Annotated in this window: 17 protein-coding genes; 11 read left to right on the top strand and 6 right to left on the bottom strand. The window is 33.7% G+C overall.

Features of this window, described 5'->3' with window-relative positions; all coding sequences use genetic code 11:
* Window positions 1-47 precede the first annotated feature (47 nt).
* The 6 genes from yidC (at window position 48) to E0I26_RS13065 (ending at window position 7147) form a co-directional block, all read left to right on the top strand.
* Window positions 48-1952, top strand: a complete 1905-nt coding sequence (gene yidC / locus E0I26_RS13090) for a membrane protein insertase YidC (protein ID WP_131916914.1) — start codon at window positions 48-50, stop codon at window positions 1950-1952.
* 87 nt (window positions 1953-2039) lie between these two features.
* Window positions 2040-2753: a toxin-antitoxin system YwqK family antitoxin gene (locus tag E0I26_RS13085; RefSeq protein ID WP_131916913.1), complete on the top strand. Its 714-nt coding sequence runs from the start codon at window positions 2040-2042 to the stop codon at window positions 2751-2753.
* A gap of 72 nt (window positions 2754-2825) precedes the next feature.
* Window positions 2826-4013, top strand: a complete 1188-nt coding sequence (mnmA, locus tag E0I26_RS13080; RefSeq protein WP_131916912.1) for a tRNA 2-thiouridine(34) synthase MnmA — start codon at window positions 2826-2828, stop codon at window positions 4011-4013.
* Between the two features lie 133 nt (window positions 4014-4146).
* Entirely contained in the window at window positions 4147-5769 is a 1623-nt protein-coding gene (locus E0I26_RS13075; protein WP_131916911.1) for a S8 family peptidase, read from the top strand.
* A gap of 12 nt (window positions 5770-5781) precedes the next feature.
* On the top strand, window positions 5782-6726 hold the full coding sequence (locus E0I26_RS13070; protein WP_131916910.1) for an NAD(P)H-dependent flavin oxidoreductase: 945 nt from the start codon (window positions 5782-5784) through the stop codon (window positions 6724-6726).
* 10 nt (window positions 6727-6736) lie between these two features.
* Window positions 6737-7147 carry a hypothetical protein gene (locus E0I26_RS13065; protein ID WP_131916909.1) on the top strand — a complete coding sequence of 137 codons (411 nt, stop codon included), beginning with the start codon at window positions 6737-6739 and terminating at the stop codon, window positions 7145-7147.
* Window positions 7148-7342: 195 nt separating this feature from the next.
* Here the strand turns inward: E0I26_RS13065 and E0I26_RS13060 are convergent, their stop codons facing one another.
* Window positions 7343-7783 (bottom strand): DUF4268 domain-containing protein, encoded by a 441-nt coding sequence (locus E0I26_RS13060; protein ID WP_131916908.1) that lies wholly within the window; start codon window positions 7781-7783, stop codon window positions 7343-7345.
* A gap of 93 nt (window positions 7784-7876) precedes the next feature.
* Here E0I26_RS13060 and E0I26_RS13055 point away from each other — a divergent pair, with 93 nt between their 5' ends.
* Window positions 7877-8518 (top strand): NUDIX hydrolase, encoded by a 642-nt coding sequence (locus E0I26_RS13055; protein WP_131916907.1) that lies wholly within the window; start codon window positions 7877-7879, stop codon window positions 8516-8518.
* Window positions 8519-8658: 140 nt separating this feature from the next.
* Window positions 8659-9468, top strand: a complete 810-nt coding sequence (locus E0I26_RS13050) for a lysophospholipid acyltransferase family protein (protein ID WP_131916906.1) — start codon at window positions 8659-8661, stop codon at window positions 9466-9468.
* A 31-nt stretch (window positions 9469-9499) separates the two neighbouring features.
* Here the strand turns inward: E0I26_RS13050 and E0I26_RS13045 are convergent, their stop codons facing one another.
* Window positions 9500-10132 carry a hypothetical protein gene (locus E0I26_RS13045; protein ID WP_131916905.1) on the bottom strand — a complete coding sequence of 211 codons (633 nt, stop codon included), beginning with the start codon at window positions 10130-10132 and terminating at the stop codon, window positions 9500-9502.
* Window positions 10129-10632, bottom strand: coding sequence for an RNA polymerase sigma factor (locus tag E0I26_RS13040; protein WP_099714727.1), 504 nt, complete (start codon window positions 10630-10632; stop codon window positions 10129-10131). Before E0I26_RS13040 ends, E0I26_RS13045 begins: the two co-directional genes overlap by 4 nt.
* 311 nt (window positions 10633-10943) lie before the next feature.
* Between E0I26_RS13040 and E0I26_RS13035 the strand changes: the two genes are divergently transcribed.
* Entirely contained in the window at window positions 10944-12248 is a 1305-nt protein-coding gene (locus E0I26_RS13035) for an NAD(P)/FAD-dependent oxidoreductase (protein ID WP_131916904.1), read from the top strand.
* 46 nt (window positions 12249-12294) lie between these two features.
* Here the strand turns inward: E0I26_RS13035 and E0I26_RS13030 are convergent, their stop codons facing one another.
* On the bottom strand, window positions 12295-13356 hold the full coding sequence (locus tag E0I26_RS13030; RefSeq protein ID WP_131916903.1) for a DUF3810 domain-containing protein: 1062 nt from the start codon (window positions 13354-13356) through the stop codon (window positions 12295-12297).
* A 110-nt stretch (window positions 13357-13466) separates the two neighbouring features.
* On the opposite strand from E0I26_RS13030, the gene E0I26_RS13025 reads away from it, so the two are divergent.
* Window positions 13467-14930 (top strand): aminoacyl-histidine dipeptidase, encoded by a 1464-nt coding sequence (locus E0I26_RS13025; RefSeq protein ID WP_131916902.1) that lies wholly within the window; start codon window positions 13467-13469, stop codon window positions 14928-14930.
* A gap of 116 nt (window positions 14931-15046) precedes the next feature.
* Window positions 15047-15448, top strand: a complete 402-nt coding sequence (locus E0I26_RS13020; RefSeq protein WP_131916901.1) for a hypothetical protein — start codon at window positions 15047-15049, stop codon at window positions 15446-15448.
* A gap of 249 nt (window positions 15449-15697) precedes the next feature.
* Here the strand turns inward: E0I26_RS13020 and E0I26_RS13010 are convergent, their stop codons facing one another.
* Both E0I26_RS13010 and E0I26_RS13005 read right to left on the bottom strand, forming a co-directional pair.
* Window positions 15698-16036 carry a DHCW motif cupin fold protein gene (locus E0I26_RS13010; RefSeq protein WP_131916899.1) on the bottom strand — a complete coding sequence of 113 codons (339 nt, stop codon included), beginning with the start codon at window positions 16034-16036 and terminating at the stop codon, window positions 15698-15700.
* Window positions 16037-16173: 137 nt separating this feature from the next.
* Complete coding sequence (locus tag E0I26_RS13005; RefSeq protein WP_131916898.1) at window positions 16174-16941, bottom strand: carboxypeptidase-like regulatory domain-containing protein; 768 nt, start codon at window positions 16939-16941, stop codon at window positions 16174-16176.
* Window positions 16942-16964: the final 23 nt, after the last annotated feature.

The raw sequence follows: 16964 nt of genomic DNA, 5'->3' as shown, positions 1-16964 counted from the left end.
ATTCATCAAACTTTATACTAATAGATTAAACTTTTTTAAATATAATAATGAAAGAAAAAAAATTAGACCTCAATTCGATTATTGGTTTTGCATTAATTTTTGGTATTTTGGTTTGGATTATGTATCAAAATCAGCCTGATCCAAAAGTGGTTGCTGCGGAGAAAGCCCAAAAAGAGCTCGTAATTAAGCAGACTAAAGCCAAAGAATTAGAGACGAAAACTGTTGCAAAAGCTACTATTGCAGTTGCAGCAACCGGAGATTCTACACAATTGGCCCAATTGCAAAAAACGTTAGGGAATTTTGCTTATTCTGCAACGCTTCCTTCTGCTAAAGCTGGTTTTACAACTATTGAAAACGAGTTGGTTACATTGAAAATTGCCAATAAAGGAGGGTATATTGTTGAGGCTACTTTGAAAAAATTTGAAAAATTCAAGAAAGGTTCCGGACAATTAGTTGAATTGATAAAAGACAATAATGCCAATTTAAATGTACAATTGCTTACCAGTGATAACCGTACTTTAAATTCTAAAGATTTGTATTTTGAGCCTACTTTGACAAAAGTTGGGTCAGATCAAGTGTTGTCCATGAAGTTGAAAGCGGGAGCTAACGAATTCTTGGAATACAAGTACATATTGAAACCAAACGATTACATGATTGGTTTTGACATTCGTTCCCAAGGTTTGAACAAAGTTTTAAATACAGCTAAACCGTTGGATTTAGAATGGAACTTGAAAACCTATAGAAATGAGAAAAGTGTATCTTATGAAAACCGTTATACTGAAATCTATTTCGAACACGAAGATGGAAAAATTGATTACGCAGGTTTAGGGCAAACAGAAGAATCAGATCTTGAAAAAGCAACTTTCGTAGCTTTCAAACAGCACTTTTTCTCAACGATACTTTTGACAAAAACTCCTTTCGAAACTGCTAAAGTGAAGTCTGATAATTTGGTTCTTGATGATAAAGTAGATACCACTTTTACGAAACAATTTAAAGCAAATATCCCATTAGCTTTTGATAATGGAGAATTAGATCATAAAATGAGTTGGTATTTTGGTCCAACTGATTACAAGACTTTAAGTCATTACGATAAAAATTTAGAAAAAATTATCTCATTAGGTTGGGGAATTTTCGGATGGATCAATAAATTTATCTTTATTCCATTATTCGGATTTTTAAGTTCTTACATCGCATATGGAATTGCTATTATTATTTTTACAATTTTAATAAAATTGGCAATGTCGCCTATTACGTTCAAATCGTTCTTGTCACAAGCCAAGATGAAAGTATTGCGACCTGAAATTACTGAATTGGGAGAAAAATTCAAAAAAGACCCAATGAAGAAACAACAGGAAACTATGAAATTGTATAATAAAGCGGGAGTAAATCCTATGGCAGGATGTATTCCAGCTTTGATTCAGCTTCCTTTTATGTATGCTTCGTTTCAGTTTTTCCCATCGGCTTTTGAGTTAAGACAAAAAAGTTTCCTATGGGCAGATGATTTATCGTCTTTTGATGAAATAATACGATTGCCTTTCTATATTCCTTTTTACGGAAATCACATCAGTTTGTTTCCAGTGCTGGCCTCGATTGCTATTTTCTTCTATATGAAAATGACTTCTGGGGATCAACAAATGGCGGCTCCGCAACAAGAAGGAATGCCGGATATGGCGAAGATGATGAAAATCATGATTTATGTATCGCCAATCATGATGTTGTTTTTCTTCAATAGTTATGGTGCTGGATTGAGTTTGTATAACTTTATTTCGAATCTAATTACCATTGGAATTATGATTGTCATCAAAAGATACTTTATCGATAGTGATAAGATTCATGCTCAAATTCAAGAAAACAAATTGAAAGAGCCGAAAAAACAAGGCAAATTCCAGAAAAAACTGCAAGAAGTTATGGAACAGGCTGAAGCTCAAAAAGCACAACAGAAGAAAAAATAATAAATAGAAAAATCTCGATATATTTCGGGATTTTTTTATTTACATATAATTTAAGCGATCCAAATTCGTTATTATAAAAAAGTAAGTATGAAGACATTTTGTAAAAAAGGACTATTTGTTTTGATGTTTTTGAATGTGTTTTTTCTTTATGCACAAACAGATTTCAACAAGTTAGATGAAAAAGGAAAAAAACACGGAGTATGGAAAGGGTTTTATGAGGAATCAAAAAGACCTAGATATGAAGGGACTTTTGAGCATGGAAAAGAAATTGGAATTTTTAATTTTTACGATGATACCAAAGCTAAATCTATAATTGCTACAAGGGAATTTAATGCAAAAGACAATTCGGCGTATACCATTTTCTATGATCAGAATAAAAATAAAGTGAGTGAAGGCAAAGTGGTCAATAAATTATTTGAAGGACAATGGAAGTATTACCACCAAGCTTCAAAAAATATAATGACAACAGAGAATTACGTAAATGGAAAGTTGGAAGGTTTGCGTACGGTTTTTTATCCTAGCGGTAAAATAGCCGAAGAAATCAGTTATAAAAACAACTTGAAGAATGGTTTTTATAAAAAATATACTGAAAAAGGGATTTTGTTGGAAGAATCACTTTTTAAGAATAATATTTACAGTGGTTTAGCAATTTTCAGAGACACTAATGGGAATGTAGTTTCTAAAGGACAGTTTGTAAATGGTAAAAAATCAGGAATTTGGCAGTTTTTTGAAAAAGGGAAATTGATAAAAGAAACGAATATGAGTTTTCCTGAAAATGCAACAAAATCCAAAAAGAATTAACTTTATACTTAATAAATACTGTTGTAAATCTTTTGTAACTTTGCATCCTTGTAAAATTATAATTTTTTGAAGATGAAGCGTGTTGTTGTAGGACTTTCTGGAGGTGTAGATTCAAGTGTTGCTGCTTATTTATTGCAACAACAAGGGTATGAAGTCATAGGCCTTTTTATGAAAAATTGGCATGATGATTCCGTTACTATTTCTAATGAATGTCCGTGGCTTGAAGACAGTAATGATGCTTTATTAGTTGCTGAAAAGTTAGGGATTCCTTTCCAAACAGTTGATTTAAGTGAAGAATACAAAGAGAAAATCGTGGACTATATGTTCAACGAATATGAAAAAGGACGTACTCCAAATCCCGATGTACTTTGTAACCGCGAAATAAAATTTGATGTTTTCATGAAAATTGCTTTAAGTCTTGGTGCCGATTACGTGGCTACCGGACATTACTGTCAGAAAAGTGAAATCGAAGTAAATGGTGAAACGGTTTATCAACTTAAAGCCGGCGCTGATACCAATAAAGATCAATCGTATTTTCTGTGTCAATTATCTCAAGAGCAATTGGCAAAATCATTGTTTCCTATTGGAGAATTGACAAAGCCAGAAGTTCGAGAAATAGCGGCTCAAAAGGATTTGATTACTGCCGAAAAGAAAGATTCACAGGGATTATGTTTCATCGGAAAAGTGCGTTTACCGGAGTTTTTACAACAAAAATTGCAACCCAAAGACGGAATTATAATTCAAATTGATAAAAACGATCCTGTTTACAGTTTTGAAAAAGAAGCCGAATTAACTTTGGAAGATAGTTTGCTATCTGATGCACGAAAAATTCCGTACACTCCAGATATGGGGAAAGTAGTGGGAAAACATCAAGGTGCCCATTATTTTACCATTGGACAACGAAAAGGATTAAATGTTGGCGGAACAACAGATCCATTGTTTATTATTGCCACTAATGTGGAAACCAATACTATTTATACTGGATTGACGAGTCAGCATCCCGGATTATTCAAGAGCGCCTTGTTTATAGAAAAAACCGAAGTGCATTGGATTCGTAAAGATTTGGCTTTAGCCAATGGAGAAACTATGGATGTTATGGCAAGAATTCGATACAGACAACCTTTGCAAAAAGCTACTTTGCATCAATTTGAAAGCGGAATGTACGTTGCTTTTGATGAACCGCAATCTGCAATAACAGAAGGACAATTTGCAGCCTGGTATTTAGGGGAAGAATTAGTTGGTTCGGGAGTAATTTCTTAGTTTAGTACTTTATTTATAAAAAGATCAAAAAATGATTACTTTTCTGGAATTAAGTATATCCTGAAAAGTAATGATAATGATTCAATCTTAGCAATAGTTGGAGTTTTTGTGACTTGAAAAAATAAAGTTGACTATGAAAAAAATCTACATATTTCTTTTTTTACTGATTACTTCAACTGGTTTTTCGCAAGAAGATGCTTGGGTGTATTTTAAAGACAAACCAGGCTCGCAAACGTATCTCGATAATCCGTTGACAATGCTCTCGCAAAGATCTTTGGATAGACGATTGAAACAAGGTATAACTTTGGATAGTAAAGATATTCCAATTTATCAACCTTATATAGACCAGATTATTACTTCAACCGGAATTACGGTGAAAGCCAAATCAAAATGGTTTAATTGTGTTCACGTTCGTGGTTTGCAAACCAATATTACTGCGCTAAAACTATTATCTTTTGTGGAAAAGATTGATTTTGCCAATCATTCGATTAGTACAGGAAAAATAAGTGCAACAAAAAAGGTTAAAACAAAGCTGGAAAACAAAAACGCGAAAACATCTTCTACGTTTAATTACGGAAATTCGGCCAATCAAATCCAAATGCTGAACGGACAGTTATTACACCAATCCAATTATACGGGTTCGGGAAAAATAATTGCTGTGTTAGATGCGGGTTTTCCTGGAGTCAATACCGCTCAGCCATTTCAAAAATTAAGAGACAATAATCAAATTTTGGGTGGTTATGATTATGTAAATAGAAATGCTAATTTTTACACGGGAATTTCTCATGGAACTTCCGTACTTTCTTTAATGGGGGGATTTGTAGACAATGCACTTGTTGGAACTGCACCAGATGCTTCTTATTATTTATTTATAACAGAAGATGGCTCTAAAGAAGAACCATTGGAACTATCAAATTGGGTTGAAGCTGCCGAAGAAGCAGATTATTTAGGGGTAGATATTATTAATACGTCATTGGGTTACACAGAATTTGACAATCCAAATTATAATTTCACTTACAATGACATGAACGGTTCAACGACTTTTATTTCAAAAGGATTAGACATCGCTTTCAGTCGTGGAATGGTGTGCGTAGTTTCAGCTGGAAATGAAGGAAACGAGGCTTGGCATTATATTTCTGCACCGGCAGATGCCTTAAATGCATTGGCAATTGGTGCCGTAAAAGCGGACGAGACTTATGCTACATTTAGCTCCCAAGGTCCATCTTTTGACGGGAGAGTAAAACCGGATGTTACGGCTCAAGGACAAAATCCGTATGTTTTGGACGCTACGGGAAATATTAGTAATAGTGGAAGTGGAACTTCTTATTCCGGGCCCATTATTGCAGGAATGGTAGCTTGTTTGTGGCAAGCATTACCCACAAAAACGAATCAGGAAATTAAGCAATTAATCACACGATCGGCTGATAGATTTGCGATGCCAACGGTAGAATTTGGTTATGGAATTCCCGATTTTAGTTTGGCTTTGGCCAATGGATTATCGGTAGCCGATTTTTCTAAAGATGATCTTATACTCTATCCCAATCCCGCCAGTGATTCCGTTTCGGTTTCTTTGCCTGCAAAATTTGATAGGGGAACAGTATTTATTTATTCCATTTTGGGGCAAAAAGTTTTAGAACAAAAAATCACACCGCAAACATCCATTATTTCATTGAAATCGCTCCATGAAGGAGTGTATCTTTATAAAATGGAATCAGATGGTTTTTCTAAAACGGGAAAAATAATTAAAAAATTATAGTATTAAAAATACATGAATAAAATCACAGACCTTTTTAAGATTAAATATCCAATTATTCAAGGAGGAATGATTTGGAATAGTGGTTATAAATTAGCAAGTGCAGTGAGTAATGCCGGAGGTTTAGGATTGATTGGAGCAGGTTCCATGTATCCTGAAATTTTACGCGAACACATTCAAAAATGTAAAAAGGCCACTTCAAAACCTTTTGGAGTAAACGTCCCGATGTTGTATCCCAACATCGAAGAAATCATGAAAATTATCGTTGATGAAGGTGTAAAAATCGTTTTCACATCGGCTGGGAATCCAAAAACATGGACTCCTTATTTGAAAGAAAATGGCATAACGGTTGTACATGTGGTCAGCAGTTCTGTTTTTGCATTAAAAGCACAAGACGCCGGTGTTGACGCTGTTGTTGCCGAAGGTTTTGAAGCCGGTGGGCATAATGGTAGAGAGGAAACAACTACGCTTACGCTGATTCCGATGGTGAAAGAAAAGATTTCTATCCCGTTGATTGCTGCTGGTGGTATTGCTACGGGTCGCGGTATGCTTGCAACAATGGTACTGGGAGCAGATGGAGTTCAGGTAGGAAGTAGATTTGCAGCATCATTAGAATCATCCGCACATGCTAATTTTAAGGAAACGATAGTAAATGTTAAAGAAGGCGATACACAACTGACTTTGAAAGAACTCGCTCCTGTTCGATTGATTAAAAATAAGTTTTATCAGGATGTTCAGCAATTGTATGAAAAATGCCCAACCAAAGAAGAACTTATTGGTTTGTTAGGTAGAGCAAGGGCAAAACGAGGAATGTTTGAAGGCGATTTAATCGAAGGGGAATTAGAGATTGGACAAATAGCCGGATTGATTCATGAGATAAAACCAGCCGCAACAATCATTCAGGAAATGATAACCGATTTTGAAACAGCCAGAAAAGAAATAAATAATTTTGATTTTTAATTTATAAGGAATGACAAAGACAAAAATATATATAGTATTGCTTTTTTTAGTAATGGGATTACAACATTCTTTTGGACAAAATTACAAGTTTAAAACTTCGGGTTTTAGTGTTTTAGAAAAAACAGAAAAAGGGAAATGGGGCAAATGGTCTGATTTGGATCTGGTCAATATTTTAGTCACATTGGATACCAATAAAAATAGGATAGTGGTTTATTCTCAAATCATTCAATTATTTGAAATCATAGAGTATCAACCTATCGAAGAGAATGATACTGATATTGTTTATTCGTTTACCTGTAAGGATAATGAAGGATTAGACTGTACCGTTTCTATAATCACCAGAAAAAAACAGGATAATAGAAAGCAATTGTATATCAATTATGAAGATCGGATTATCGTGTATAATATCTTCAATATGTGATGATTTGGATAAAAAATGCATTAATTTGAACAATTAAATCGTTCAAATTAATGCATTTTTTTTAATCGTGAATGGCTTTCCAATTTATATTATTATTTCTAATTTGTCAGTTCGAGCGCAGTCGAGAACCTGTATTGCATCTCGACTGCTCTCGATGAGACAAAAATATATTGGACTATATATTGATTAATGTCATTAAAGCTTTTCAATGTCTTTTATAAAATCGTCGTACTCCAAATAAAACAGTTCCAGAGCATTCATTTTTTCATTGTAAAAGTCAAATATTTCATCCCAATAGTTGCGATTACTGACACCGACTCCTAGTTTTTCAACCCAAATCCTGCTGATGGTTTTGCCACTCTCCAGTGTGTATTCTTTTTCGAAAACCAAGTCTTTGATAAAATCCTCTTCGAGAATATTTCTTAGCGCTTCCAATTTTTCAAAATAAGCAATTCTTTTTTCATCGCTTCGGTGTTCAATATCGATTAAAACTTGAGCTTTTTTATTGTCCACATAAAATTTAAAAGAAAAATCCTTGATTTTAGTATCGTATAATACCCATTTTCGGGGATATTTTTCTGCGAATGCAATCCAGAACTCTCGCTTTAATCTTTGTGTTTCTTCTTTGCTGTACATCTGTAATGACTTTTTGGTTATAGAAAACTTGTGCAATTGTATTTTCTAAACTATATTTATATGCTGTTTTATATGCAAAAATAGACTTTGATTATGGATTTTCAAGAATTTTTACGGTATGTTCCTAAATTAATTGAGGCAAGGCTTCCAGCTTTTGATGCACATGTAAAAATGGCACCTTTAGAGCGATTAGAAAGCTTAAAAAACATCAATGTTGAAGATAAAAAACCAAGAATAGCAGCTGTAATGATGCTTTTTTATCCTAAAAATGACACAACACATTTGGTATTGATTGTCCGAAATTCCTATAAAGGTGTTCATTCTGCTCAAATTGCATTTCCTGGAGGTAAATACGAATTGGATGATGAAAATTTTGCTAAAACTGCTCTTCGGGAAACGCATGAAGAGGTAGGAATTCATCCGGATAAAATTGAAATTCTTAAACCATTTACAGAATTATATATTCCGCCAAGTAACTTTATGGTGCATCCTTTTTTAGGTATCAGTAAAGAAGAATTGGTATTTATACCCCAAGCTTCTGAAGTGGCAAATATTATCGAATTGCCTTTGTCGGTTTTCTTAGACGATGCACTTGTAGTGGATACGAATTTGTCAACTTCCTATGCTGATAACATCAGTATTCCGGCTTTCAAAATTGAGGAGCATATTGTGTGGGGCGCTACAGCAATGATGTTGAGTGAGTTAAAAGAAGTCTTGAAAGAGGTTATTGGATAATAAATTTTAATTTTTAGTATTAGAAAAATGTGGATTAATTGGTTGTAGTTTTCAAATTGTTCAGTTGAATTCAGCAACCAACTTCAAATATAAATTTCGTAAGTTTGTAGTCCAAATTCACAAAAAAAAATACAAATTTTATGGGATTGTTGAAGAGAAATCCTTTCGGACACATATTATTTATAAAAAAATGGCTAATCCGAATCTTTGGAGCCATGACGCATAGACGCTACAGAGGATTTAACGAATTACAGATTGAAGGTTCAGAAATTATTAGAAATTTACCGGACAACAACGTACTTTTTATTTCCAATCATCAAACGTATTTCGCGGATGTCGTTGCTATGTTTCATGTTTTTAATGCGAGTTTGAGCGGACGTGATGATAGCATTAAAAATGTTTGCTATCTCTGGCAACCTAAAATGAATATTTATTACGTTGCTGCCAAAGAAACCATGCAGGCAGGTTTGTTACCAAGAATTTTGTCCTATGTAGGCGCAATAACTGTTGAAAGAACTTGGCGGGCCAAAGGCGTTGATGTAACCGAAAAACGAGACGTAAACCCTAATGATACTGAGAATATTAAAATTGCGCTAGCCGATGGTTGGGTAATCACTTTTCCACAAGGGACAACAAAATCTTTCAAACCGGTTCGTAAAGGAACAGCACATATTATTAAACAACACAGGCCTATCGTGGTTCCTATTGTTATAGATGGGTTTCGTCGTTCGTTTGACAAAAAAGGATTTCGCATGAAGAAAAAAGGGATTCTACAATCCTTTATTATCAAAGAACCTCTTGATATTGATTACGATAATGATACAATCGAGGAAATTGTAGAAAAAGTAGAATATGCAATCGAGCAACATCCTTCATTCCTGAAAGTTATTCCTGCTGAAGAAATTAAAGAACAGGAAGAATTGAATCGATTACGAAAATGGGAATATTAGAGTACAAAAAAGAGGCAATTGCCTCTTTTTTTTATAAATCTATCTTTTTCAATTCTTTATAATTTGCATACAATCTTCGAAGCAGTATACCATACACTACTCGGTAAAACAACCAAAAAGCACCAAAGAATACTAAAGTTGTAAGTATTAAGAATCCTATTGTTATTGCCATTGCTTTCCCATTAGTGGTAATTTGATTCTTCAAAACATTCATTTCCGGATTATATGCAAAAGTTATATAGAAGGCGATGATTGAACTCAGAACAATCATTCCGAGATTATACCAAACATAATATTGTACTGTTTTGCGAGTTTTTAAAATGTCTTTCATTAACTGTTTTGTAGAAACGGTAGCCGAAATAGTGACGTAGTTTTTATAGAAAAAATAAATAAAAACTAACATTACTCCATAACTGAAATAGTTAAAAATATCAAGATAAAGAATGATTTCTTCATGATTCATTTTCTTTAAATAATCATCACTACTAAAACAAACATTAAGGGATGTCCATAACAAAACCTCTAAAATACTAATTATAAAAATCCACTTCACAATCGAAGATGATTTTTTATGGATCATTTTATAAATCTCGATTTCCGATACCTGCTCAAAAGAATTAGTATTCTTCTGCCAGTCTTTTTTTAATAAATCCAACTCTTTCATACGCCTAATGGATTTAATATTTTTTTTAATTTCCCTTTTATTCTATTCATTTTCACCCTTGCATTTACCTCGCTAATTCCCAATGTTTCCGATATTTCCTGATAATCTTTGTCTTCCAGATACATGAATATCAATGCTTTCTCAATGTCATTCAGCTGATAAACCGCTTTATACATTAGCTTTAATTGTTCTTCCTCCTCATAATCATATTCCACATCATTCAGGAAATGTTGTCGTCCTTCAAATTCAATAGTGTTTATGGATCGTTTTGTTTTTCGGTACAAAGTAATCGCCGTATTCAGCGCGACTCGATAGGCCCAGGTAGAAAATTTACTGTCGCCCCTAAATTTTGGAAAAGCTTTCCATAACTGAATCGTAATTTCCTGAAACAAATCCTTATGTGCATCATCGCCATTAGTATACAACCTACAAATCTTGTGGATTATATTCTGATTTTCCTGCAACTGCTTTACAAAAGAATGTTCTAAATTATCACTCATATATACGTTAGTAATTCAAAAGTAGATTTTGTTACAAAGTAGCACATTTTTTTTAGTAGCACAACAGTATTCATTTCATAATTAATACTCGTCCCGCTGTACATTACAATCTTTCTAGTCCTGAACTTGTTTTCAGGATCCTGAAACAAGTTCAGGACTAGAAAGGATTTCCATTACCATCGGGGCTAATTGACACGTTTAGTTTTTTGAAGACCTTTTCCAAAAAGCAAAAATTTCGATACTATTTGATGAAATTCAACATTAAAAAACATTGTATCTTTGAGTATCAACAATTCAGAACTTTTTTAAACATGAATATCCCAAATTCAACTTTACCCAGAATAGTAATCATAGGTGGAGGTTTCGCAGGAATCGCATTAGCCAAAAAACTAAAAAACAAAAAAGTTCAGGTTGTTCTTTTAGACAAACACAATTACCATACTTTCCAACCTTTATTATATCAAGTTGCCACTGGCGGTCTTGAAGCCGGCTCTATAGCATATCCCATCCGAAAAGTAATTCAGGAATACGATGACGTTTACTTTCGACTCACCAATGTACAAGAAATCGACACTAAAAATAAAAAGATAATCGCCGAAATTGGTGAATTAAAGTATGATTATCTGGTTATTGCCACCGGTTCCAAAACCAATTATTTTGGAAACAAAGAAATCGAGCGTAACAGTATGGCCATGAAAACCATACCGCAATCACTCAACATCCGAAGTCTGATTTTAGAGAATTTTGAACAAGCAGTTTTAACAACTGATGTAGCCGAACAAAATAGTCTCATTAATTTTGTACTCGTTGGTGGCGGACCAACAGGAGTAGAACTTTCCGGTGCTTTGGCCGAAATGAAAAAAGCCATTCTGCAAAAAGATTATCCTGATCTTGATATTACCAAAATGGAAATCAATCTGATTCAAAGTGGGGATAGGATCCTGAACACGATGAGCGAAGAATCCTCTCAAGCCGCCGAAAAATTTCTAACCAGTCTGGGTGTGAAAATCTGGAAAAACGTCCGAGTGACTAATTACGATGGACGCACCATAACCACAAATTCCGATTTGACTTTTGAAACCGCCACCGTAATTTGGACAGCAGGAGTTCAAGGTGCTCTTGTTGCTGGATTGGACGGTAAATCTTTGGTTGAAAAAGTAGAACGCATTCGGGTAAATGAATACAATCAAGTGATTGGTTATGACAATATTTTTGCAGTGGGTGATATTGCCTCCATGGAATCCGAAACTTATCCGCAAGGGCATCCCATGATGGCGCAACCCGCAATGCAGCAAGGGGAATTATTGGGTGAAAACTTAGTAAAATTAATTCAAAACCAACCTATGGAAGCTTTTGAATACAATGATAAAGGTTCCATGGCAACCATAGGAAGAAATAAAGCGGTTGTCGATTTGCCTAAATACCATTTCAACGGCGTTTTTGCATGGTTTGTATGGATGTTTGTGCACTTATTTTCACTTATTGGATTCAAAAATAAAGCCGTAGTTTTTTTAAATTGGGTGTACAATTACATTCGTTTTGATCGTGAAGGGCGTTTGATTATCAGACCCTATAAAAAGAAAAGTTTCACGACATTTACAAGCGATGAAGTTTAAAAAATTATGAGTTATTAGTTTTCTGGACTAACTCATAATTCAAAACTCATAACCCTTTTTTCTTGTAATAATTCACCATTAAATTCACAAATTTACTATATCCTTCCATGCCGTCTTTTTGCTGGTTTATTTTAAGAAATCTATCGTAAAAAGCATGAAAAGCGGTTTCAAGAGGAGTTTCATATTGTTTCCAAAAACGCTCACTTTCTTTGTAGTTTTTCAAAATTCCGGGATGAATTGTTTTTAGGAGTTCTTTAAAAATTTTTTCATCTCGAACTTGCCAATTGCCTAAGCAATAACGTAAAGCCATACTATAGCCTGAATATTGAATGTATGTATTTTCATTTTTTATGGATGCTAAAAATCCAATAAAGTTGCATTCACTTTCGCTGGCAAAACCCATTTGATGTGCCATTTCATGATTGGTAGTCATGGGAAAACTGTACATTGGACCCAGATAATTAACCTGCGCTTCATTGGTAAACGGATTCAGATAACCTCCAAAACCCATGTAGGTCAAAGGCAAACTGATAAGTGATTTTTTGGTGCTTAAGTGGTTATAAGTGAAATACGAATGTTCTTCAGCTAGTTTTTTGTATCCATTCAAATTCATCTTAAAAACCTGATTTTGTGAGTAAGGAAATACTACTTTCAAACTATCATTTTTTGTAATCTGCTTTTGGATTGAATTTGTTTTAGTGATTAACTTTTTGGTGAAAACCAATAAATCAGTATCTGAATAGTCTTTTTTAATTTCCATTTTTTCAAAAAGCGGTTGGCGGTAATAATTAAACGCCCAAAGAGAATGAAACAAGAAATAGAATACCGAAACAAAACTTAAAATAGATAATATATTATTTTTCCATTTTAATTTCCAAGATTTTCGTTGGTTCCAAAACCATTTCAAAACAAAAGCAATAACGATAATATAAATTAAATCCCCCAAAGAAAATGGAATGCTGCCCAATGCTAATCTTGAAAATTTTGAAAGTATCGGATAAAAACCATTACTGTAAAATTGTTCTACTTGTAGCGGAAAATATGGCAGAATCTGCAAAATTAGTATTTGGACAAAAAGAAAGAAAGAAAGAAAATATTTTGTTCGCACAGGATGAATTTTAATACTGTAAATATAATTACAATATCAATTAGTATCAATAAAGAATTTAAACTTTGTAACTTTGGGCTTTCTAAATGTTAAACCTCAAACAAAAATAAATGAGTCAAGAAATAAGAAATCTGGAACCAAAAGCGCTTTGGAATAAGTTTGCCGATTTGAACGCTGTACCTCGTCCTTCTAAAAAAGAAGAGCGTGTGATTGAGTTTATGAAAAATTTCGGAAACAGTCTTGGATTGGAAACTTTTGAAGATGAAATTCGCAACGTAATTATCCGCAAGCCGGCTACTGCTGGAATGGAAAACCGAAAAGCAATCGTGCTTCAAGGGCATTTGGATATGGTGCATCAAAAAAATTCGGATACCGTTTTTGATTTTGATACACAAGGAATCGATATGTATGTGGATGGAGATTGGGTTCGTGCTCGAGGAACAACTCTTGGTGCTGATAACGGTCTTGGTGTTGCAGCTATCATGGCAATTTTAGAAAGTACAGATATTCCACATCCTGCTATAGAAGCTTTGTTTACGATTGACGAGGAAACGGGAATGACAGGAGCGTTGAACTTAAAAGGAGGTATTTTACAAGGTCAAATTCTTTTGAATTTAGATACGGAGGAAGATGATGAAATAGATATTGGTTGTGCTGGAGGAATTGATGTGACGGCTACTGCTGAGTATGATGAAGAGGAAACTCCGGAAGGTTCTGTAGGATATACGATTACTGTAAAAGGCTTGAAAGGCGGGCATTCAGGAATGGATATTCACAAAGGGTTGGGTAATGCCAATAAAATAATGAACCGATTATTATTTGATGGTTTTGATAATTTTGGTTTGCAAATTTCCGAAATAAAAGGAGGAAGTTTGCGTAATGCGATTCCGCGTGAAAGTCAGGCAAAAGTAATTATCGCTGAAGTGTATGATGAAGCTTTTGTTTTTGACATGCAGCAAATTGTAAACGAAATCAAAACGGAGTTAAAAACAACGGAACCTAATTTAGAAGTTGTTTTTGAAAAAATGGATGCAACTCCTGCTAAAGTAATGCCTTCAATTGCTCAATTTTACTTTGTAAGAGCAATGTATACGGCTCATAATGGAGTTTATAGAATGAGTGCTGATTTTGATAACTTGGTGGAAACATCGAACAATATCGCAAAAGTAATTGTTGGGGAAGGGCAACTTTCGGCACAATGCTTAACACGTTCTTCTGTTGAAACATCTAAATTTGATTTGGCTAATGCCTTGCGTTCCGCTTTTGAATTAATGGGTTGTGAAGTGGAATTTTCGGGTGCGTATCCGGGTTGGACACCGAATTCTAAATCAGAGATTTTGGATGTTTTAGTTCCAATTTACGAAAAACAAAATGGTGAAAAACCAAAAGTTGTAGCGTGTCATGCAGGATTAGAATGTGGAATTCTGGGAACGAATTATCCGGATATGGATATGATTTCTTTTGGACCAACGATTCACGGTGCGCATTCTCCAGATGAAAGAGCAAGTATTTCTTCTTCTCAAAAATTCTGGAAATTTGTATTGGAAATTTTAGCCAATATTCCGGTGAAATAATTTAAAATATAGAGTAACAAGAAAACCCTCGTTTAGTATAAACGAGGGTTTTCTTGTTAATTAATTGGTATGATTTTTGTGTTTTAATTGAAATTATTAATTAAAACTAAATTTTCATGAAAAAAATTATTTTATTACTAGCTTTTTTGTCGTTTTCTGTAATTGTTTTTTCTCAGGGTAAAAATGTAAAAGAAAAAAAAGAAGTAAATGTTTCTCCCCCACTATTAAAGGATGGTCATTATGTGGTGAAAATATTAAAAAAATCATTTCTAAAACCTTCAAATGATAATCCTTATGATAAAGTGTCAGTTAAAATTGTTAATGGAATTATATCAGAAGTAGGACAAGGAAAACCATATAGAGATAATAGTTATAGTAAATTTATAGGTTCTCGAATAATTTTGGATCGAAATGGGAATCTAATAGCTGCTGTTGACTATTTAGAACAAGATAATTTAAAGAAAAAGGGTGAAGATAATACGTTTGTTTTTAAATTAATGATTGTTTTAAATGATTAATTTTTTTTCAAAAAATAAACCCTCGTTTATCACTAAACGAGGGTTTGTTTTTATAAAAAAGAATTAGTCTCTTTTAGGACTATTTTTCTTGTCTCTTTTTTCTTCTTTCTTTTCTTTAGCCGTTTTTAGTGGCTCTTTCTTTTGTGTTTTCTTAGCGTCTTGACTTTTTGCCATGATATAGGTGTTTAGATTGTGTTTTTATTTTATGATTTGAGTAAATGTATATAATATTTTGGTTTGTTTTAAATATTATTTCAAAAAATCCCCATCTATGATTAATAATTCAACTCCATTAGCAGTTATAGAGCGATGGGAACTTACATCATCTGAAACCGCATAAGTCATTCCTTTAGAAAGTTGGACATGCTCTCCCGAATCTAATTCACTAATAAAATCCCCTTCAAGACAATGAACAATATGCCCTTTTTGACACCAATGATCTACCAAGTAACCTTTGGAATACGTTACTTTGCGAATTCTAAGTCCGCCTAATTGTATCGTTTGCCAATAGGCTATTCCCGTTGTACCGATATGTTCTGTTTTTTCTATTGTATCCCAATTGATAGTCTGAAAAGGTATACTAGACATAGATTTTATTTTTAGATTATTAAAACTCAAATTTAAGCGCTTTAAAATAAAAAATCCCCAATTACTTTTCTGAATCGGGGATTAAATTATTTTTTTATTTCAAAATAACTAGCTGTTTGTGTAATGAAATACTACGTTTATTTTTTCTTCAGAATCTTATATTCCTCGTAACAGCCACTAATAGCATCCATGATTTGTAAATCATTAGCTGTTTTTATAAACGATTCGGAGTAGTTACAACGTTGCAGAATTTCGGCTATTTCATTTTTGTCAACACCTAAAAGAACAGCTATAGTTTCTCTGTCAAATTTAGATTCCAAAAGATTTCGTACCGTATCATCTTTCTTCATTTCTTTCAGTTTCTTGAGCTCTTTTGGGTTGTTACCAAAGAAATTATAGAGCATGTCCGCTGGATTGAATATAGAGCCGAGAACTCTTCCAAAAGCATTTGGAGAATATTCGCCTGCCTCATATCCTTGCGTTAAACCGGAAATACTATACCTGTAGTTTTCTCTAACCGGGATGATTTTAGTGTCTACTTCAAGATATCCGGTTAAATTAAAGGGTCTGATTACCACTTCTTCAAGCGCAATGGCTTTTTCAGTAAGTTGTATTTTGGTACTTTTGTTTTTTATCCAGTCATTGGTCACTCGAACACGAAGCGATTGAAATCCTAAACTAGTAATGTGAAGTGTATCGTTCAGCTGTACGTCTATTTCGAAGTATCCTCCTGAATCGGTAGTTGCACCTCTAACTTTATTGATATTAATGATATTTACACTAGATAAGGGCTGTCTAGTAGTATTGCTGATAATGATACCATTAACTTTTTGGGAGGGTTCTTTAACTTGCGCAAAAGCAGTTACAGATAGTACTAAAAAAAAGAAAACTACAAAATATTTCATAAACTGATTTAAGACTTTAAAAG

Source organism: Flavobacterium rhamnosiphilum (assembly GCF_004349195.1).
In the GTDB taxonomy this organism is placed as follows: Bacteria; Bacteroidota; Bacteroidia; order Flavobacteriales; family Flavobacteriaceae; genus Flavobacterium; species Flavobacterium rhamnosiphilum.
Note: the sequence above shows the minus strand (reverse complement) of the source record. Positions and strands in the feature narration are given on the sequence as shown.